This window comes from Brevundimonas sp., assembly GCF_030704825.1.
GTDB lineage: Bacteria > Pseudomonadota > Alphaproteobacteria > Caulobacterales > Caulobacteraceae > Brevundimonas.
On the sequence record NZ_JAUYNX010000039.1, the window covers coordinates 35,645 to 53,367 of the forward strand.

Sequence of the window (17,723 nt, forward strand, 5' to 3'; positions counted from 1 at the left end):
GATTGGACCCAGACTGGACCCCGCGGGCGCTCAAGGAAAATCGATAAATCCTGTTAACAGGAACAGAATAATCTATGAGAGCCAGGGCGGATCAGGCGCCTCCTGTTCGATCAAGATAGGCGACGAAGGCGATGCCGCCCGCATTGTTCGGGTCTGAGGTGAAGGCCGAACTGATGGTCCTCAATCCCAGCTGTTCGATCGAGGCGCTCAGTTCGCCGGACTGGATGGCGATTAGCACGGCGCTGACGTCGTCGCTGGTCACGTCCGCGCGGGTCCGGCCCACGACCTCGCACAGGGTCGCGCCGCAGTTGACCGACAGGGCCTCCAGCGAACGGGCCGCCACCGGCAGGCGTCCATACCGCTCGCGAATGCCCGACTCGCTACGCACGGCCCAGGGCTCATCGCGGCGCTCGGCGCGGAGCCGCTCGCGAAGCTGCGAGGGGCTGGGACTGGACGACAGCCGGGCGAGGACTTCGGCGTCCGGTCCCGACCGGTCGGGCGCGGCCTCCTGGGATCGGTCAGCGAGCTGGGGCCCCAAGGCAAGGGCGACGGCGGCGGCGAGGGCGGCGCTGGCGATCATGACGTTTCTCCGGCTGTTCCAGCGCCCCTTCGGCGCCGGCTCCCCCGAACGAAAGGCCGGCTCGTCCCCCGGGGCCAGCCCTGAAAACTCGTCACGATTTTCCTGGGCCAGACGCCGCGCCAGCTCGCGGCTGGACCCCGCGCCCGTCCTGCGCCGCGCGCCGCGCAGACGCTCGTTCACGGCCGCGACCGACAGCCCGAGGCTGGTGGCGATGGTCTTGGCGGTATGCCCCCGGGCGAGCAGGATCAGCACCTCGCGTTCGCCCGCGGTCAGGCGGTCGAGGGGACTGGGGTCTTCGGCGCTCCGGTCTTTCATGCGGACTTCGTCAGCTGTCGAAGCCGGCAGCCTGCACCGCCAGATTCAGCCGGACAACCGCCGGACGCCCGCCGAAGCGCACAAGAAAATCGTGTCGCGGGCCCGGCGCGCCTACACTACCGCCCCCTGCTCCATCATGAAGGCGTTCAGCTTGTTGCCGTCGGGATCGCGGAAATAGGCGGCGTAGAAAGTCTCTCCGCGTGGTCCGGGCGGCCCCTCGCAGGTCCCGCCATGGGCCAGGGCGATGTCGTACAGCCGATGGATCTGCTCGCGCGACGACGCCTCCAGCGCCACCATCACCCCGTTGCCGACGCTGGCCGCCTGACCGTCGAACGGCCTGGTCAGGCCGATGCCCGGCGACCCGCCTGGCGCGCCCCAGGCGATCGCCCCCGGCCACTCCATCATTCGTCCCGTCCCCAACTCCGCGGCGATGGCGTCATAGAATTTCGCCCCCCGCTCAAGATCATTGGTGCCCAGCGTCACATAGCCGATCATGTCGAAACCCTTCCTCAGACGCCTCACCTGAACACGAACAAAGCAGGAACGTCAACCGTTCGCCAGCCACCGCATCCGGCACGCCATCATCGCCGTTTCGCCCAGCCGGTCGACCAGCCGCCAGTTGACCACCGCCCCGATGGGCGCGCCGACGACGGGGATCAGCTGGGCCAGTTTGGCGAGATCGATGTAGTCGCGATACTCGATCTGGAACCGCCGCCAGTCGTAGTCCGTGATCGTCCCGGGCTGGTCCACGCCGGCGATCCACGCCTCCAGCGCCGCCAGCGCCGCGGGCCGCCGCCGGGCGCTGGCGAAAGCGAGGTGGAAGACGTGCAGCACGAACAGCCGCTCGCGCACCGTGTCGCCGCCCCAGCCATAGGCGCCGACCACATCGGCCAGCATCCGCACCTTGATCGCCATCAGGGCCGGAAAGTCGGCGGCCGCCAGCACGAAGCCGCCGGCCCCGGCGACCCCGCCCTCGACGCCCGCCGTGTTGCGATACGTCCGGATCATGGCCCGCGCCCGCAGCTCGCGCGCCGCCAGAGAGCCGTCGGCCATGGGCCGCGCCGGGACCAGGTCCGAGCCGAACAGAATCCCCTTCGTCATCGCCTCGACGCCCGCGGTGACGATGGCATGGACCTTCTCGGGGATGATGCGGTTGATCCGGTCCTGGGTCCCGCGCGTCGCCCTGTCCCACAGTCCCGGATGCTTCAGCACCCTCGCGCGCCACGCCTCGACCTCGGCGCGCACGGTGCGCTCATCGACGACGGTGATCAGGTCTGACGGCACGGCTTCGGCGGCGACGAATTCGGGACGGGTTTCGGGCGGGCGGGCCATGGTCGCTCCGGTGACGCGGCGTCACGGTTGCAGGCGAAAGCGCGCGGGTCTAGACCGCCGCCAACCCTTTCCTCCCCACCCTAGCAGCCCGGCCTCAAGTAGCGCGAAGCGCGGTAGGCCAACGGAGACTCACATGGCTCGCGCGAAGATCGCCCTTATCGGCGCCGGCATGATCGGCGGCACCCTGGCCCATGTGGCGGCGCGCGAGGCGCTGGGCGACGTCATCCTGTTCGACATCGCCGAGGGCACGCCCCAGGGCAAGGCGCTGGACATCGCCGAGGCCACCGCCGTCATCGGCACGGACGTCTCGCTGAAGGGCGCCAACGACTACGCCGACATCGCGGGCGCCGACGTCTGCATCGTCACCGCCGGCGTGCCGCGCAAGCCGGGCATGAGCCGCGACGACCTGATCGGCATCAACCTCAAGGTCATGAAGGCCGTCGGCGAGGGCATCAAACAGCACGCCCCCAACGCCTTCGTCATCTGCATCACCAACCCGCTGGACGCCATGGTCTGGGCCCTGCAGAAATTCTCGGGACTCCCGAAGAACAAGGTCGTCGGCATGGCCGGCGTGCTCGACTCGGCCCGCTTCGCGTATTTCCTGGCTGAAAAGACCGGCGTCTCGGTGCAGGACATCCACGCCTGGACCCTCGGCGGCCACGGCGACGACATGGTGCCCATGGTGCGCCACTCGACCATCGGCGGCCTGCCCCTGCCCGACGCGGTCAAGGCCGGCTTCCTGAGCCAGGCCGAGCTGGACGCCATCGTCGACCGCACCCGCAAGGGCGGCGGCGAGATCGTGGCCCTGCTGAAGACCGGCTCGGCCTTCTACGCCCCGGCGGAATCGGCCATCGCCATGGCGAAGTCGTATCTGCTGGACCAGAAGCGCGTCCTGCCCTGCGCCGTCTGGCTGTCGGGCGAATACGGTCTCAAGGATCTCTATGTCGGCGTGCCCGCCCTGATCGGCGCCGGCGGCGTCGAGAAGGTGGTCGAGTTCACCACCAACGACGACGAAAGGGCCATGTTCGCCAAATCGGTCGAGTCGGTGAACGGCCTGATCCAGGCCTGCAAGGACATCGACGGCAGTCTGGCCTAGGCAAAATCCCTCTCCCCCGTCGACGCAACCGACAGGGAAGACGATCCGGCCCCGGAGCAATCCGGGGCCTTTTTCGTGTCAGTTGGCCGGGGGAGCCGCCGCCGGCGCCGCCGTGACCAGGCCCTGCGCGAACGTCCGCAGCATCTGCAGCCAGATCACCGTGGGCTCGCGCAGCTGCTCGGGCCCGGCGCTGGTGAGCACGACATCGTACTGGACCACGGCGTTCGCCTCGCCGCCGGCCGCCGCCGCAGGGACGAAGAAGGCCTTCAGATAGCGGTTGTCGCGGTTCCAGGCGTTGATCTGGTCGACGGTGATCGGGCCGGAGAAGATGGCGCTGTACTGGACGTCGTCGCACAGGGTCGGGCCGCAGGCGTAGAAGGTCAGGTTCCACGGCAGGGGTTGGTCCGCGACGTGCAGGCTGGTCAGGCCCTCCCGCACCGTCGGTTCGCCGACAGAACCGCCCAGGCCGGTCAGCCAGGTGCGCGCCTCCTGGACCGAGACGCCGTTGGTCGAGACCGCGGCCGGCGGCGGGGTCTGGGCGAGAGCGACACCGGGAGCCGCGGCCCCGAGGGTCAGGACGGCGAGCAGGACGGACAGGCGGCGCATGGGAAATCTCCGGGACGGGCGACGTTAGTCGAGCGGGTCAAGCGGAATTGTGGCGACGATCCTATACCGTTCGCTCGCGCGCCAGCCAGTCCGCCCCGGCCATTTCATTGAGTCGCGACACCGTCCGCTCGAATTCGAACGCTCCCACGCCCCTGGGATACAGGGCCTCGGGCGCCGCTTCGGCCAGGGCCACCAGACGCGTGCCGGCTTCATAGAGGGCGTCGGTCAGGGTCACGAACCGCCGCGCCTCGTGGTGGTTGGCCGGGCCCAGCACCGGCACGTCCTCGATGAACAGGGTGTGGAACCGCCCGGCGATGGCCAGATAGTCCTGCGGCCCCAGCGCCGTGCCGCACAGCTGGCCGAAGGTCGCCCGCGCCAGGCCGCCGTCGGTGCGTTCGATCACCACGTCGCGGCCCGTCACCTTCAGATGCGCCGGACATTCGGCCTGATCGCCCTTGAGGTCGGACCACAGGGCTTCGAACGCCGCCCGCGCGTCGGCATCGGCCGGCGTGAACCAGACCCGGTCGCCCATCAGCCGGTCCAGCCGCCAGTCGCGCGCGCCCGAGACGCTGACGACCACGCATTTCCGTTCGATCAGGTCTATGAAAGGGACGAACAATTCGCGGTTGATCCCGTTCAGATACAACTGGTCCGGGGCCCGGTTCGAGGTCACCGCCAGCACCACATTCTGTTCGAACAGGGCCTCGAACAACCGGCCCAGGATCAGGGCGTCGGCGATGTCGGTGACCTGCAGCTCGTCGAAGCACAGCAGCCGCGCCTCGGACGCGATCAACTCGGCCACGGGCTTGATGGGGTCGTCGCCCTTCCATTGTCCGAACACCCGCTTGCGCATGTCGACGTCGCCCGTGCGCCACTGCCGGATCAGGCCGTGGACGCGGGCCATGAAAGCGTGGAAATGGGCCCGGGTCTTCCGCGGTTCGGGCGCGCAGGCGAAAAACAGGTCCATCAGGATGGACTTTCCGCGCCCCGGCGGCCCCCACAGATAGACGCCCCGGACTTCCGCCTGGCCGAAAAGCCCGCCCAGCGGGGCCTTCCTGCGCAGATCCTTCTCCAGTCGCGACAGGGCTTCGACCACCGGAATCTGCGACGGATCGGGCGTCAGCCGACCGTCGGCCAAACGACGGTCATAAGCGGTGCGTATGCGTGAGGGCATCGTTCTCGGGCTTAGCGGCGCCCGCGACCGCTGAAAAGCGATTGCTTCGCGCCCGCGAAAGCCCACATAGGCAAACCATCACAATCTGCGCTCAAGCAGCGAGCCGCCGCGCGGCGAGCGTTGGCGCGTCCGAAGGACACACCAGAATGGGCTATCGCGTCGCCGTCGTAGGCGCCACCGGCAACGTCGGCCGGGAAATGCTGAACATCCTCGAGGAGCTCAACTTCCCCGTCGAGACCATGCACGCCGTCGCCTCGCGCAAGTCCAAGGGCGTCGAGGTGTCGTGGGGCGACAAGACGATCAAATGCGAGGACATCGAACTGTTCGATTTCTCGACCGTCGACCTGGTGCTGATGAGCGCGGGCGGCGACGCCTCGCGCGCCTGGTCCGAGAAGATCGGCAAGGCCGGCCCCATCGTCATCGACAATTCGTCCGCCTTCCGCATGGACCCGGACGTGCCGCTGATCGTGCCCGAGGTGAACCCGGACGCCATCAAGCTGGCGACGAAGAAGAACATCATCGCCAACCCCAACTGCTCGACCGCCCAGCTGGTCGTGGCCCTCAAGCCCCTGCATGACGCGGCGAAGATCAAGCGCGCCGTGGTCTCGACCTATCAATCGGTCTCGGGCGCCGGCAAGGCGGGCATGGACGAGCTGTGGAACCAGACCAAGGCCATCTATGGCCTCGGCGACGCGCGGCCCAAGCTGTTCCCCAAGCAGATCGCCTTCAACGTCATCCCCTTCATCGGGTCCTTCCTCGACGACGGCTACACCGACGAGGAAGCCAAGATGTGGAAGGAGACGCACAAGATCCTCGATCCCGACATCAGGCTGACGGTCACCTGCGTGCGCGTGCCGGTCTTCGTCGGCCATTCGGAATCCGTGACCCTCGAGTTCGACCGTCCCATCTCGCCCGACGAGGCCCGCGCCATCCTGCGCGACGCCCCCGGCGTCATGGTCATCGATAAGCAGGAGCACGACGGCTACATCACCCCCGTCGACGCCGCCGGCGAACACGCCGTCTACGTCAGCCGCATCCGCAAGGACCCCACCGTCGAGAACGGCCTGTCGCTGTGGGTCGTCTCCGACAACCTGCGCAAGGGCGCGGCCCTGAACGCCGTCCAGATCGCCCAGCTGCTGGACGAGACGGGCATGATCAGGCCGGCCTCGGGATATCGCTCGATCACCGTCTGACACTCACAACCGTCACCCTCGGGCTTGACCCGAGGGCCGGACGAGCCGCCGTTCGGTCCGGGAGGCGGTCCTCGTTCGCGGGGCCGTCCCTGACACCTCGCCAGCCCCACCTCTGATCCTCGGGTCAAGCCCGAGGATGACGGACGAAAAAGTATGACCGCCGCGTCCGCCCCCCGCGCCGCCCTGCTGTCGGCCTTCGGCTGCTACGTCATGTGGGGCTTCATGCCCCTGCTGTTCATGGGCCAGCACGACGTCGGCTTCGACGCGCTGGAGATCCTCGCCCACCGGGCCCTCTGGGCCGTGGCGTTCGCGGGCCTGCTGGTCCTGCTGGCGGGCCAGGGCGGTCAGGTCCGCTCGGCCCTGACGAACCCCCGGACCCTCGGCTGGCTGACGGCCTCGACCCTGCTGATCGCGGTCAACTGGGGCGTCTATGTCTGGGCCACCACCCATGAGGCGACGCTCGAAGCCAGCCTCGGCTACTACATCAACCCCCTGCTCAACATGGTCGTGGGCCTGTGGCTGTTTCGCGAGAGGATCGACCGTTGGGGCTGGATCGCCATCGGCCTGGCCGCCGTCGGCGTACTGTTCCAGGCCCTGGCCCTCGGTCGCCCGCCATGGATATCCCTGATCCTCGCCTTCAGCTTCGCCAGCTATGGCGTGATCCGAAAGCGCGTCCCCATCGACGCCCAGGCCGGCCTGCTGGTCGAATGCCTGCTGCTGGTCCCGTTCGGCCTCGGCTGGGTATTGTGGCTGCAGCACACCGGGGCCGGCGTCGCCTTCGACAGCCCCGTCAACACGGTGTGGGCCATCGCCAACGGGCCCGCCACCGTCCTGCCCCTGGCCCTGTTCGCCTGGTCGGCCCGGCGCCTGCCCCTGTCGACCATCGGCTTCATCCAGTTCCTCGCCCCGACGCTCCAGTTCGCCGTCGGCGTCTGGGCCGGCGAGGCCCTGACGCCCCTGCGCGTGATCAGCTTCGCCTTCATCTGGGGCGGCGCCGGCGTCTTCGCGACGGCGGCCTGGTTCCGCCATCGGGCGGCGCGCGAGGCCTTGAAGCGGGCGGCTGAACCGGCCTAGCGTCGGCGCATGTCCGCCGCCCAACACGGCCCGTGCGACGCCGGGCAGGTCCGCTCCGCCGGTCCGCCGGGCCAGTCGCTCTCCGCCGCCCGCAAGCGCTGGGTTCTGGCCGCCACGGTTCTCGGCTCCAGCCTGACTTTCATCGACGGTTCGGCCCTGGGCGTGGCCCTGCCGGCGATCCAGAACGACCTCGGCGCCGGTCCCGCCGCCGTCCAGTGGGTGTCCAACGCCTATCTGCTGACCCTCGGCGCCCTCGTCCTGATCGGCGGGGCGGCCGGCGACCGGTTCGGGCGGCGGCGTGTGTTTCTGATCGGCGTCGCCGTCTTCACCCTGGCTTCCATCGCCTGCGGTCTGGCCCCGAATGTGGAGCTGCTGATCGCCGGACGCGCCGTGCAGGGGATCGGCGCCGCCCTGCTGACTCCCGGCGCCCTGGCCGTCATCGGCGCGACCTTCCCGCCGGACGAGCGCGGCAAGGCCTTCGGAACCTGGGCCGGGGCGGGGGCCATCTTCGGCATGGTCGGGCCGCTGGTCGGCGGCTGGCTGGCCGATCAGGCCGACTGGCGCTTCATCTTCTGGATCAATGTCCCGCTGGCGATCCTGACCATCGTCGTCACGCTCAGGGCCGTGCCCGAGAGCCGCGACGAGACCGCCCGCGGTCTCGACTGGCCCGGCGCCGTGCTGGCCATGACCGGCCTGGGCGCCCTGACCTGGAGCCTGACCGCCGCCCCGGACCTCGGCTGGCGCGATCCGGGGATCCTGGCCGGTCTGGCCGGCGGCGGCGTCCTGCTGGCCGCCTTCCTTTGGGCCGAAGCACGGGAAAAACACCCGATGATGCCCCTGGGCCTGTTCCGGTCGCCCGTGTTCAGCGGCATCAACCTGCTGACCCTGCTGCTCTATTTCGCGCTCAGCGGGGCGATGTTCTTCCTGCCCTACGACCTGATCCGGGTTCAGGGATTCAGCGCCACCATGGCCGGCGCCGCCATGCTGCCGTTCGCCGTGGTCATGGGCCTGTTCTCCGGTTTCGCGGGCCGGCTCGCCGACCGGTTCGGGGCGCGGCTGTCGCTCAGCGTCGGTCCGGTCCTCGCCGGCGTCGGCCTCGCCCTGCTGGCCCTGCCCGGCCCCGGCGCCGGCTATGTCGACGGACCGCTGGCCGGGATGACGATGATGGCCGTCGGCATGACCCTGGCCGTCGGCCCGCTGACGGCCGCGGTCATGGGCGCGGTCCCCCCCGGCCACACCGGCATAGCCTCGGGCGTCAACAACGCCGTGGCGCGCGTCGCCGGCCTGCTGGCCGTGGCCCTGCTGGGAGTTCTCCTGTCCGCCGTCTTCGTGGCCCGCGCCGGCGTCCCCGATGCGCGCGAACTCCTGGGCCAGGTCATGGCCGGGGCGGATCTCGAAGCCGCCGCAGCCGACGCCTTCCACGCAGCCTTCCGCGTCGTCATCCTGACCTGCGCGGCGCTGGCGGTTCTGGCGGGGATCATCGGCGGTCTGACGGCGCCGAAGCGGAGTCAGACCGCCCTCAGGCAGCGCAAGGCGCGGCAGGCCTACAAGGACTCGTAGAGCGCCCCGATCAGCCGTTGCGCCCGCGGATCGCCGACCAGATACGGCGACTGCCGCGTCATCACATAGGCCCCCGACAGTCCCGCGTCCGGATCGGCGAAGGCGCAGCTCCCGCCCCAGCCGCAGTGGCCGACCGCCGTCGGATTGGGGCCGAAGATGTGCAGTCCCTCGTTGCGCATCAGCCCCGCCGCCCAGCTGACATCGAACGGCACCACCTTGTCGCGGCCGTGAATGCGCTCACGCAGCATCTGGGCCAGAACCCCGGCCGACAGGATCGTCTGGCCGTCCAGCATCCCGCCGTTGGCCAGCGTCCCCATGACCCGCGCCAGATCCAGCGCCGTCCCGTGCAGATTGGCCGAGGGCATCTCCATCGTCCGCCACTCGGCCGAGCCGCGCCCGCCCGGCGCCGACCCCTTGTCGAGGAAGGCCGAGGTCTTGATCGCGTCGATGGTCCCGAGATCGGGCGCCGAGGCCGGCTTGCGCAACGCCGCCACCCGGCCGTGCTCGGCCTCGGGCAGGCCGATCCAGAGATCCAGGCCGAACGGGGCGGCGAAGTCCTCGCGCAGGGCCGCGCCCATGCTGCGCCCGTCGACCAGCCGGAACAGCTCGCCCGCCAGGAAGCCGATGGTGATCGGATGATAGCCGGACGCCGTCCCCGGCGGCCACATCGGCGCCTGGGCCGTCAGCCGGTCCAGCACCGCCTCGCGGTCGAACCAGATTACCGGATCCACCGTCTCCGAAAAGCCCGGCAGACCGGCCTGGTGGCTCATCAGCTGGCCGACGGTGATCGCCGCCTTGCCCGCCTGCCCGAACGCCGGCCAGTACGACGCGACCGGCCGCTCGTAGTCCAGCAGACCCCGCTCGACGCAGGTCGCGATCAGCAGCGACATCACCGCCTTGCCGGTCGAGAACACCGGCGTCAGCGTGCGCGCCTCATAGGGAACGGTCTTCGCCGCATCCGCCCATCCGCCCCACAGATCCACCACCGTCTCGCCCCCGACGCAGACGCTGAATCGCGCCGCCTGTTCGTTCAGCCCCTCGGGCGCGTCGGTGAAGTTGGCGGCGAAAGCGTCCTTCACGGCGGCGAAGCGCGGCGGGCAGAGGCCGTGGATGTCGGGGAGGGGGGTCATGGCGTTGTCCTACCGGCCCTAACCGCCTCCGTCACCTGCCCGCGCGACGCCATGGGCCCGCCACTTTCACAGCCTCTCCTCCCATGGGGCTTCCTTGCGAGACGGGTCATGAAGCGGATCGGACTGTTGCTGTTGTTGCTGGCGGGTTGCACCCAGCCCCCGGACCCCCGCGGCGTGCGCCCCGACGAAGTGCTGCTTCAGGTCGCCGCCACCGGGCGCGCCGAGGCCCGGCCCGACGAGGCCCGGCTGACCGTCGGCGTCTCGACCAACGCCCCCTCCGCCTCCGCCGCCAGCGCCGGCAACAACGCCGCGATGGCGCGCGTCTCGGCCGCCCTCGCGCGCCTTGGCGTCAAGCCTGACGACATCCAGACCCGCTCCGTCACCCTCGGCCGCGTCGACTACGGCCCCGGCCGCGGCGGCTATCGCGCCGAGAACATGGTCGAGGTCCGCATCCGGGACGTGCGTCAGGCGGGGCCCGCCATCTCCGCCGCCACCGAGGCGGGCGGCAACGTCGTCTCCGGCCCCGACCTGCACGCCTCGGATCCGGAGCGGGCGAAGAACGCCGCCTACGCCGCCGCCTACAAGGCCGCCCGCGCCCGCGCCGAGGTCTACGCCACGGCCGCCGGACTCAAGGTCGAACGGGTCATCGCCATCCGCGACGGGTCAGGCCAGCCGCCCGTCCCCTGGTATGTCGGCGACGCGCGCGGGGCCGTGGCCCAATCGGTCGCAGCGCCTCCGCCGGTCCATGCGGGCGCCAGCACCTATGAGGTGCAGGTGCACGCCGACTTCGCGTTGGGGCGCTAACGGGCCGCTACTGCCGCCGCGCCGCCGACGCCTGCCTTGCCGCCTCGAACTCCGCGCCGGCATTCCATTCCGGCCAGTCCCCGCTGTCAGCCAGATCGCGGCCGACGGCGTAAAGCAGGTCCACATCCACGGCCGCGGCGTCCATCACCCACTCCGGCGTCCATTCGTCCGACGGCTTGTGATAGCGGTTCGCCACATAGTCCCGGCTGGCCGCGTTGTGCCCGGTGAATCCGGCCGCCCCGAACAGGGCCGGCACGCCCATCTTCGCCAGCGGGAAATGATCCGAGCGGTAGAATCCGCCCGCCTGGGGCGCCGGATCGGGGATCAACATCCGCCCCTGCTCCGTCGCCCGCCGCTCCAGCCAGGCGTCGGTCTGGCTCTTGCCGGCCCCCATGACCACGATCTGCGGCGAGACCTCGGTCCCCGGCAGGAAGCTGTCCATGTTGATGTTGGCCACCGTCGTCTCCAGCGGCCAGACCGGATTGGCGGCGTAGTATTCGGCCCCCAGCAGCCCGGCCTCCTCGGCCGTCCAGGCCGCGAACACCACCGACCGGTCGGGCGCCGCGCCCGCCTTGAACAGCCGCGCCAGCTCGATCAGCCCGGCCACGCCCGTCGCATTGTCGACGGCCCCGTTGTAGATGTCGTCGTCCCCCACCGGCGTCGCGCGGCCGAAGGCGTCCCAGTGGGCGCCGTACAGCACCGTCTCTTCCGGATGCCCGGCGCCCGGGATCCGCGCCAGGATGTTGCGGCTTTCGATCCGGTCGGCGGTCTGGCCGAAGTCGATCGACATCGTCACCCCGTCCAGCGTCACCGGACTGAACTCCGGCGTCCGCGCCGCCTCGCGCAGGGCGGCGTAGTCCAGGCCCGCGTCGCGGAACAGCTGCTCGGCGACCGGCCCCTGGATCCAGCCCTGGGCCGGAACCCGCTCGGCGTCCGGATCGGCGCGGACGATGTCGAATTTCGGCGCCGTCGACGATCCCTCCAGCACGCTCCAGCCATAGCCGGCGCCCGCCGTGTCGTGAATCACCAGCACCGCCGCCGCCCCCTGCCGCGCTGCCTCCTGGAATTTGTAGGTCCAGCGGCCGTAGAAGGTCATGGCGTTGCCGTCGAACCTGCCGGCGACCGGATGCCCCTCGGGCGCGCCGAAGTCCGGGTCGTTGACGATGACCAGCAGCACCTTGCCCTTCAGGTCCATGCCCTTGAAGTCGTCCCAGTTCCGCTCGGGCGCGTCGACGCCGTATCCGGCGAAGACCACCGGCGCGTCGGTCACCGTGATGCGGTTCACGGGCCGGTCGCTGGACACCAGAATCTCCGGCCCGCGCTCCAGCGCCCGCGTCCGGCCTCCGGCGTTGACCGTGATCGTCGCCGGCCCGTCCTGCCGCGTCCGCCCCAACTGCGCCGCCTGGACCCACTGTCCGTCCGGCCCGCCCGGCTCGAGCCCCAGCGCCTGGAACTGGGCCACGACATAGTCGACCGTCTTCTGCTCCCCCGGCGTCGCCACCCCCCGGCCCTCGAATTCGTCCGAGGCCAGCACCCGCACATGTTCGTTGAGCCGCGCCCCTTCGGCGTGCTGGGCCAGCGCGGGCGTGGCGGACAAAAGGACGGCGACGGCGGCGAGGAGGATGCGATGCTGGGTCATCCCGAGGTTCTAGCCCCTTCCACCGGCGACCGTCACCCTCGCCCTTTACCCAACACAGCCGTCACCCTCGGGCTTGACCCGAGGGCCGGACGTTCCTTCGCTGGTCCGGAGAAGACGGCCCGCCGCCGGAACCCCACGTCTTGGCACCCCCACGCCCACGTCCGATCCTCGGGTCAAGCCCGAGGATGACGGCGAAGAGGGGAGCATCAGCCCTTGAGCCACTGCACCACCCCCTCGGCCGCAACCACGCCGGACGCCATCGACGCCTGCAGCAGATAGCCGCCCGTCGGCGCCTCCCAGTCCAGCATCTCTCCGGCCGCGAACACGCCCGGCATGGCCTTGAGCATCAGCCCCTCGTCCAGCTGGTCCAGCCTCACCCCGCCCGCCGACGAGATCGCCCGCGCCAGCCCCTGCACCCCGGTCAGCGTCAGCCGCACCGCCTTGATCCGCTTCGCCAGCTTGTCGGCCCCCGCCGGCAGCTCGCCCGGTATCTCGCGCAGCAGTCCCACCGCCGGCGCCGACAACCCGCCCGCCTTCCTCAGCCAGTTGGTGACGCTGTCCTTGCCGCGCGGCCTGGCCAGCCGCCCCGCCAGCGCCTCGACCGACAGGTCGGGCCGCAGGTCCACAGTCAGCACCGCCGACCCGTCCCGCTCGATCGCATCCCGCATGCTGGCCGACAGGGCGTAGACTGCCCCGCCCTCAAGCCCGTAGCGCGTCAGCATGGCCTCGCCGCGCACGGTCTGGTCCCCGAAGGTCATGGCCACGGGTTTCAAGGGTTGACCGGCGAACCGCTCGGCGAACACCTCCGACCACGCCACGTCGAAGCCGACGTTCGAGGGCCGGAATGGCGCCGTCTCCACCCCCCCGAGCATCCCGGTCCACGCCCCGTCCGACCCCAGCCGCGGCCAGCTGGCCCCGCCCATGGCCAGCACCACCGCACCGGGCCGCTCCACAACCTCGCCGGCCGGCGTCTCGAACACCCAAGCCCCTTCCCGGCGCCCGACCCACTTCGACCGCGTCCGCACCTCGACGCCCAGACCGTTCAGCCGCCCCAGCCACGCCCGCAATAGCGGCGAGGCCTTCATCGCCCGCGGAAACACCCGCCCCGACGAGCCCGTGAACGTCGCCTGCCCCAGCCCCTCGGCCCAGCCGATCAGATGCGTCGGCGAGAACCGCTCCAGCCAGGCCGCCACCGTCCCGCTCGCCGCGCCATAGCGCCCGACGAACCCCTCCATCCCCTCCGAATGCGTCAGGTTCAGCCCGCCCCGCCCGGCCATCAGGAATTTGCGCGCCACCGAGGGCATGGCCTCGTGCACCACCACCTTCACCCCGGCCTGCGCCAGCCGCTCGGCCGCCATCAGCCCGGCGGGCCCGGCCCCGATCACATGGACTGTCTTGCGTATGGTCATCGCTCCCTGATGGACCGGAACGCCGCGAGCCGCCATACGCTCATCCCCCATGAGCGTCGCCTTCACCCGCGAGGAGGATCTGGAGGCCACGGCCGCCGATCTTCCCGACCGTCCGATATCGCCCCACCCGAATCTGGTCACGCCCTCGGGCCTGGCCGCGATCGAGGCCGCCCTGGCCTCGGCCCGCGCCGCCTACAGCGCCGCCCAGGCCCACGGCTCGATCGAGGCCGACCGCACCGCCATGGCCCGCGCCACCCGCGACCTGCGCTACTGGTCCGCCCGCCGCGCCACCGCCCAGCTGGTCGAGACGGAAGCCGACGGCCGCGTCCGCTTCGGCGGCTCGGTGACGATCGAACGCGAGGACGGCCGGGCCCAGACCTGGCGCATCACCGGCGAGGACGAGGCCGATCCCGCCGCCGGTTCGGTCAGCCATGTCTCGCCCCTCGCCGTCGCCCTGATCGGAAAGCGCGTCGGCGACGAAGCCGTCGTCGCGGGCCGGACGGTGGAGATCGTCGCCGTCGATTGAACGCCGACGGTTGCCCCGGCCTCCCGCTTGCCCCACCTTGTCACCCACGCAGCGCCGCAAGGCGCGCCTCCTGCGCTCAAGCAGCGCGAAGCGCGATAGCGCCACAAAAAGAGAAAGAGCCCGCCCATGGCCCGTAAGCCCAACTACAGCTTCGAGCGTCAGGAACGCGATCGCGCCGACGCCAAGAAGGCCGCCGAAAAGGCCGCCGCCAAGGCCGAAAAGCGCGCCGCCGCGCGCGGGGAAAAACCGGAAGACGCGCCGCAGGACTAGATCCAGCCCGGGTGCGAAGCGAAGGGCCGGGGTCGATCAGGGCGCGGCTTCGAACACCGCAGCGATCTCGGCGAGGCGCTCGGTCAGGCGTTCGACGCGCACCGCGAAGGCCTTTTCATTCCTCGTTTCCCCGGCCTGTCTGCTGAGGAACATCTCCAGCGCATAGTCGGCGAGCGTCCCCGCCAGAGCCACGTTCTGGTCGAGGTGTTCGTCCATCAGGCGGCGTGTCTCCGCCGGATCGCCTTCCACGACGGTGGCGACGCCGTAGTAGGCCGTCAGCCGCCGGTCCGGACCCTGCGCGAAGGTCTGCGACTGCAGCACCCGAACGCCGTTGCTGTCGGCGGCGATGATGCAGCGATGACCGCGCACCTCGCCCCGGGTGAAGCGGGTGAAATGCACCACCTCCGCCGCCGCCTCATCGGCCGCACAGGACCGGGCGTCCGTCAGGACCGTGCGGCCTTCCTCGTCGGCCTCCAGCGTTCCGGTCGTGACGTCGGTCTTGAAGTCGAAGGAGAAACTGGAGTTCCAGTCGCGCGCGTCTCCGGCGGGCAGCATGGGCAGGGCCGCGGCGAGCGCGGACGTCAGGATGTCCGCCGGAAGCATGGGCTCCTCGATTCCCACGGCCTCGCCGAGAAGGTTCAGCTTCTGCATCAGCAGGGCGGTGGTGGCCGCCAGTTCCTGTTCGGGCGTCTGATCCTGCGCCGCCGCCGCGCCGGAGAACGACAGGGTCAGGGCCGCCAGCACCCCCGCGATCCTGAACTTCATCATCCGCCTCCGGTTTCGCGGGGACAATGATCCGCAAAGCAACGCCGCGCCATCCGGCGCGACCGCCCTGACAGGTTTCGTCAGTCGTCGGCGTCAGCCGGTTCGTCGGGAATGACCGGCAGTTCGACGGCGGGGGCGAGGGTCTTGATCTCGCCGATGCGCGCGCCGGGAAAGGCCTCCATCACCGCCATGACGAAGGGGTCGGCCTCGATGCCGGCCCGTTCCTCGGAGCGTTTGCGGCGATCGATCTCGATCATGGTCTCGCCGCCGCCCTGGCCGTTGGCGGCGATCAGCCAGGTGCGGCCGGTCCAGTCCTTGAGCCGGGAGGCCAGCTTGCGGGCCAGGTCCATCGGGGCGCCGTCGAGGCTTTCATAGGTGATGGCGCCGGGCTTGAAGGCCACGGGGCGGACGTAGCGCTGGACGTCCATCTGCAGGCCGACCTCGCGCTTCTCGCCGATCAGGGCGACGACCTGTTCGAAGGATTGCGGATCGGGCAGGGCCGGGGCGGCGACCGGGCGGGCGGCCAGATGGGCCGAGGCCCCGCCGCCGCCGCCACCGCCGCCGCCCGAGGGTCCGCGCGGCGCCGCGCCGCCGGGCATGGGCTCGCCGTCGCGCAGGGCCTTCAGCGCTTCTTCCGGCCCGGGCAGGTCGGCGGCGTAGGCCAAACGGACGATGGCCATTTCCACCGCGTCGGCGGGATTGGGCGCGCGGCGGACTTCGTCGAGGGCGCGCAGCAGCATCTGCCAGACGCGAGCGAGCGTCCCGGCCGAGATCACCGCACCGAGCGCCGCCAGCTTCTGGGCCTGGTCGTTGGGCAGGCGGGTCGCCTGCGGCCCCAGCATCCTGGCCACCGAGGCGGCGTGGCAATGCTCCAGCAGGTCGTTGGTCACCTGCACCGGATCGGCGCCGTAGCCGTAGAGGGTGCGGAACAGCTCCAGCGCCTCGGGCGTGCGCCCGGCCATGATCGATTCGAACAGGGCGATGGTCTGGCTGCGGTCGGCCAGGCCGAGCATGTCGCGAACGACCTCTGTCTTCACCGTCTCGCCCTTGTCGCCCTGGACGAGGGCCTGATCCAGCAGGGAGAGGCCGTCGCGCACCGAGCCCTCGGCGGCGCGGGCGATCAGGGCGAGGGCGTCCTGCTCGATCTTCATCCCCTCGCGGTCGGCGATGCGGGCGAGGTGTTCGACGAGGATTTCCGGCTCGACGCGGCGCAGGTCGAAACGCTGGCAGCGGCTGAGGATGGTCACCGGCACCTTGCGGATCTCGGTGGTGGCGAAGATGAATTTGGCGTGGGGCGGCGGCTCTTCCAGCGTCTTCAGCAGGGCGTTGAAGGCCTGGTTCGACAGCATGTGGACTTCGTCGAGGACATAGACCTTGTAGCGCGCCTCGACGGGGGCGTAGCGGACGCTCTCGATGATGTCGCGGATGCCGTCGATGCCGGTGTGGGACGCCGCGTCCATCTCGACCACGTCCATGTGCTGGCCGGCCATGATGGCGGCGTCGTGCCGGCCCTGGTCGGTCAGGGCCAGGGACGGACGGTCGATGACGTCGGTCTCGTTGTTCAGCGCGCGGGCCAGGAGGCGGGCGGTGGTGGTCTTGCCGACCCCGCGCACGCCGGTGAGCATGAAGGCGTGGGCGATGCGGCCGGTGGCGAAGGCGTTGGTCAGGGTGCGGACCATGGCCTCCTGGCCGATCAGGTCCTCGAAGGCATGCGGCCGGTATTTGCGGGCGAGGACGGTGTAGGCCTCGCCGTCGTCGGCGTGAGCGGCGGGGCCGGCGTCGGGGGCTGCGGGGGATCCGGCTTTCGGGGTCGGCGAAGGCGCGGATTCAGCCGGCGGGGGCGTCGGGACGGGCGTCGGGGCGGCCTCGGCTTCGCGCATGCCCGCGGGTTCGGGGGAGCCGAACATGTCGTCGGTGTCGGGATCGCGCTCGACGACGTCGGCGTCGGGGGCGTCTTCCTCCCACGGAGGGCCATCGGGACTCGGATCGACGTCGCTCATGGGTCCGTATTACCGCGAGTAACGCAGGACGCTAAGGCAATCGGTCGCCGAGATGGGGAAAACCCGCGCACTCAAGCAGCGAGCGACCGCGTCGCGAGCGTTAGCACCCAAAATGAGGTGGAAGTGGAGACCGCGACCCGAAGGGGAATTCGTTGTGGCTGCTGCCTTCCGGCCCTGACCAGGTTGGCGAAGCCTTCGCCCGCGATCTCCGAGAGGGGATATGACGATTCCGGCTCGCGGATGCAAGCGT

The 17,723-nt window shown here is 70.4% G+C and carries 17 protein-coding genes and 1 other RNA gene; 7 read left to right on the plus strand and 11 right to left on the minus strand.

Annotation, left to right across the window (positions count from 1 at the left end; translation table 11 throughout):
- Window positions 1-91: 91 nt before the first annotated feature.
- The 3 genes from Q8Q71_RS16905 to Q8Q71_RS16915 all read right to left on the minus strand — a co-directional run bounded on the left by Q8Q71_RS16905 (window position 92) and on the right by Q8Q71_RS16915 (window position 2,227).
- Window positions 92-895: a helix-turn-helix transcriptional regulator gene (locus Q8Q71_RS16905; protein WP_305760765.1), complete on the minus strand. Its 804-nt coding sequence runs from the start codon at window positions 893-895 to the stop codon at window positions 92-94.
- 111 nt (window positions 896-1,006) lie between these two features.
- Window positions 1,007-1,417 (minus strand): VOC family protein, encoded by a 411-nt coding sequence (locus Q8Q71_RS16910; protein WP_305760766.1) that lies wholly within the window; start codon window positions 1,415-1,417, stop codon window positions 1,007-1,009.
- A gap of 24 nt (window positions 1,418-1,441) precedes the next feature.
- A complete protein-coding gene (locus tag Q8Q71_RS16915; RefSeq protein WP_305760767.1) occupies window positions 1,442-2,227 on the minus strand; it encodes an EcsC family protein in 786 nt (261 codons plus the stop codon).
- Between the two features lie 133 nt (window positions 2,228-2,360).
- Here Q8Q71_RS16915 and mdh point away from each other — a divergent pair, with 133 nt between their 5' ends.
- Window positions 2,361-3,323, plus strand: a complete 963-nt coding sequence (mdh, locus tag Q8Q71_RS16920) for a malate dehydrogenase (RefSeq protein WP_305760768.1) — start codon at window positions 2,361-2,363, stop codon at window positions 3,321-3,323.
- A gap of 78 nt (window positions 3,324-3,401) precedes the next feature.
- On the opposite strand, the gene Q8Q71_RS16925 is transcribed toward mdh, so the two are convergent.
- Window positions 3,402-3,929, minus strand: a complete 528-nt coding sequence (locus Q8Q71_RS16925) for a hypothetical protein (protein WP_305760769.1) — start codon at window positions 3,927-3,929, stop codon at window positions 3,402-3,404.
- Window positions 3,930-3,990: 61 nt separating this feature from the next.
- Window positions 3,991-5,103 carry a cell division protein ZapE gene (gene zapE / locus Q8Q71_RS16930; protein WP_305760770.1) on the minus strand — a complete coding sequence of 371 codons (1,113 nt, stop codon included), beginning with the start codon at window positions 5,101-5,103 and terminating at the stop codon, window positions 3,991-3,993.
- Window positions 5,104-5,249: 146 nt separating this feature from the next.
- On the opposite strand from zapE, the gene Q8Q71_RS16935 reads away from it, so the two are divergent.
- The 3 genes from Q8Q71_RS16935 (at window position 5,250) to Q8Q71_RS16945 (ending at window position 8,930) form a co-directional block, all read left to right on the plus strand.
- Window positions 5,250-6,296, plus strand: coding sequence for an aspartate-semialdehyde dehydrogenase (locus tag Q8Q71_RS16935; protein WP_305760771.1), 1,047 nt, complete (start codon window positions 5,250-5,252; stop codon window positions 6,294-6,296).
- 153 nt (window positions 6,297-6,449) lie between these two features.
- Window positions 6,450-7,370, plus strand: coding sequence for an EamA family transporter RarD (gene rarD, locus Q8Q71_RS16940; protein ID WP_305760772.1), 921 nt, complete (start codon window positions 6,450-6,452; stop codon window positions 7,368-7,370).
- A gap of 9 nt (window positions 7,371-7,379) precedes the next feature.
- Window positions 7,380-8,930, plus strand: a complete 1,551-nt coding sequence (locus Q8Q71_RS16945) for an MFS transporter (protein ID WP_305760773.1) — start codon at window positions 7,380-7,382, stop codon at window positions 8,928-8,930.
- On the opposite strand, the gene Q8Q71_RS16950 is transcribed toward Q8Q71_RS16945, so the two are convergent.
- Window positions 8,915-10,060 carry a serine hydrolase domain-containing protein gene (locus Q8Q71_RS16950; RefSeq protein WP_305760774.1) on the minus strand — a complete coding sequence of 382 codons (1,146 nt, stop codon included), beginning with the start codon at window positions 10,058-10,060 and terminating at the stop codon, window positions 8,915-8,917. The two genes, Q8Q71_RS16945 and Q8Q71_RS16950, sit on opposite strands and share 16 nt — an antisense overlap.
- 108 nt (window positions 10,061-10,168) lie before the next feature.
- Here Q8Q71_RS16950 and Q8Q71_RS16955 point away from each other — a divergent pair, with 108 nt between their 5' ends.
- Window positions 10,169-10,864: an SIMPL domain-containing protein gene (locus Q8Q71_RS16955; protein WP_305760775.1), complete on the plus strand. Its 696-nt coding sequence runs from the start codon at window positions 10,169-10,171 to the stop codon at window positions 10,862-10,864.
- 7 nt (window positions 10,865-10,871) lie between these two features.
- Here Q8Q71_RS16955 and Q8Q71_RS16960 read toward each other — a convergent pair whose 3' ends face one another.
- Window positions 10,872-12,503 carry a M28 family metallopeptidase gene (locus Q8Q71_RS16960; protein WP_305760776.1) on the minus strand — a complete coding sequence of 544 codons (1,632 nt, stop codon included), beginning with the start codon at window positions 12,501-12,503 and terminating at the stop codon, window positions 10,872-10,874.
- A 206-nt stretch (window positions 12,504-12,709) separates the two neighbouring features.
- Window positions 12,710-13,912: a TIGR03862 family flavoprotein gene (locus Q8Q71_RS16965; RefSeq protein WP_305760777.1), complete on the minus strand. Its 1,203-nt coding sequence runs from the start codon at window positions 13,910-13,912 to the stop codon at window positions 12,710-12,712.
- A 49-nt stretch (window positions 13,913-13,961) separates the two neighbouring features.
- On the opposite strand from Q8Q71_RS16965, the gene greA reads away from it, so the two are divergent.
- Together greA and Q8Q71_RS16975 are read left to right on the plus strand one after the other, a co-directional pair.
- Entirely contained in the window at window positions 13,962-14,438 is a 477-nt protein-coding gene (greA, locus tag Q8Q71_RS16970; RefSeq protein WP_305760778.1) for a transcription elongation factor GreA, read from the plus strand.
- 126 nt (window positions 14,439-14,564) lie between these two features.
- The gene (locus Q8Q71_RS16975) at window positions 14,565-14,708 is read left to right on the plus strand and encodes a hypothetical protein (protein WP_305760779.1); all 144 of its coding nucleotides are present in this window, start codon (window positions 14,565-14,567) and stop codon (window positions 14,706-14,708) included.
- A gap of 36 nt (window positions 14,709-14,744) precedes the next feature.
- On the opposite strand, the gene Q8Q71_RS16980 is transcribed toward Q8Q71_RS16975, so the two are convergent.
- From Q8Q71_RS16980 to ffs, 3 genes are all read right to left on the minus strand, one after another.
- A complete protein-coding gene (locus Q8Q71_RS16980; RefSeq protein WP_305760780.1) occupies window positions 14,745-15,473 on the minus strand; it encodes a hypothetical protein in 729 nt (242 codons plus the stop codon).
- An 80-nt stretch (window positions 15,474-15,553) separates the two neighbouring features.
- Window positions 15,554-17,473: a DNA polymerase III subunit gamma/tau gene (locus tag Q8Q71_RS16985; protein ID WP_305760781.1), complete on the minus strand. Its 1,920-nt coding sequence runs from the start codon at window positions 17,471-17,473 to the stop codon at window positions 15,554-15,556.
- A gap of 119 nt (window positions 17,474-17,592) precedes the next feature.
- An RNA gene (gene ffs, locus Q8Q71_RS16990) (signal recognition particle sRNA small type) lies at window positions 17,593-17,686 on the minus strand.
- Window positions 17,687-17,723 lie beyond the last annotated feature (37 nt).

What these genes read in the sequence shown, in the direction of transcription:
- Q8Q71_RS16985 (WP_305760781.1), bottom strand. Translation starts at nt 17,473, where the DNA reads ATGAGCGACGTCGATCCGAGTCCCGATGGCCCTCCGTGGGAGGAAGAC.
- zapE (WP_305760770.1), bottom strand. Translation starts at nt 5,103, where the DNA reads ATGCCCTCACGCATACGCACCGCTTATGACCGTCGTTTGGCCGACGGT.
- greA (WP_305760778.1), top strand. Translation starts at nt 13,962, where the DNA reads ATGAGCGTCGCCTTCACCCGCGAGGAGGATCTGGAGGCCACGGCCGCC.
- mdh (WP_305760768.1), top strand. Translation starts at nt 2,361, where the DNA reads ATGGCTCGCGCGAAGATCGCCCTTATCGGCGCCGGCATGATCGGCGGC.
- rarD (WP_305760772.1), top strand. Translation starts at nt 6,450, where the DNA reads ATGACCGCCGCGTCCGCCCCCCGCGCCGCCCTGCTGTCGGCCTTCGGC.
- Q8Q71_RS16955 (WP_305760775.1), top strand. Translation starts at nt 10,169, where the DNA reads ATGAAGCGGATCGGACTGTTGCTGTTGTTGCTGGCGGGTTGCACCCAG.
- Q8Q71_RS16980 (WP_305760780.1), bottom strand. Translation starts at nt 15,473, where the DNA reads ATGAAGTTCAGGATCGCGGGGGTGCTGGCGGCCCTGACCCTGTCGTTC.
- Q8Q71_RS16925 (WP_305760769.1), bottom strand. Translation starts at nt 3,929, where the DNA reads ATGCGCCGCCTGTCCGTCCTGCTCGCCGTCCTGACCCTCGGGGCCGCG.
- Q8Q71_RS16915 (WP_305760767.1), bottom strand. Translation starts at nt 2,227, where the DNA reads ATGGCCCGCCCGCCCGAAACCCGTCCCGAATTCGTCGCCGCCGAAGCC.
- Q8Q71_RS16935 (WP_305760771.1), top strand. Translation starts at nt 5,250, where the DNA reads ATGGGCTATCGCGTCGCCGTCGTAGGCGCCACCGGCAACGTCGGCCGG.
- Q8Q71_RS16960 (WP_305760776.1), bottom strand. Translation starts at nt 12,503, where the DNA reads ATGACCCAGCATCGCATCCTCCTCGCCGCCGTCGCCGTCCTTTTGTCC.
- Q8Q71_RS16905 (WP_305760765.1), bottom strand. Translation starts at nt 895, where the DNA reads ATGAAAGACCGGAGCGCCGAAGACCCCAGTCCCCTCGACCGCCTGACC.
- Q8Q71_RS16965 (WP_305760777.1), bottom strand. Translation starts at nt 13,912, where the DNA reads ATGACCATACGCAAGACAGTCCATGTGATCGGGGCCGGGCCCGCCGGG.
- Q8Q71_RS16950 (WP_305760774.1), bottom strand. Translation starts at nt 10,060, where the DNA reads ATGACCCCCCTCCCCGACATCCACGGCCTCTGCCCGCCGCGCTTCGCC.
- Q8Q71_RS16945 (WP_305760773.1), top strand. Translation starts at nt 7,380, where the DNA reads ATGTCCGCCGCCCAACACGGCCCGTGCGACGCCGGGCAGGTCCGCTCC.
- Q8Q71_RS16975 (WP_305760779.1), top strand. Translation starts at nt 14,565, where the DNA reads ATGGCCCGTAAGCCCAACTACAGCTTCGAGCGTCAGGAACGCGATCGC.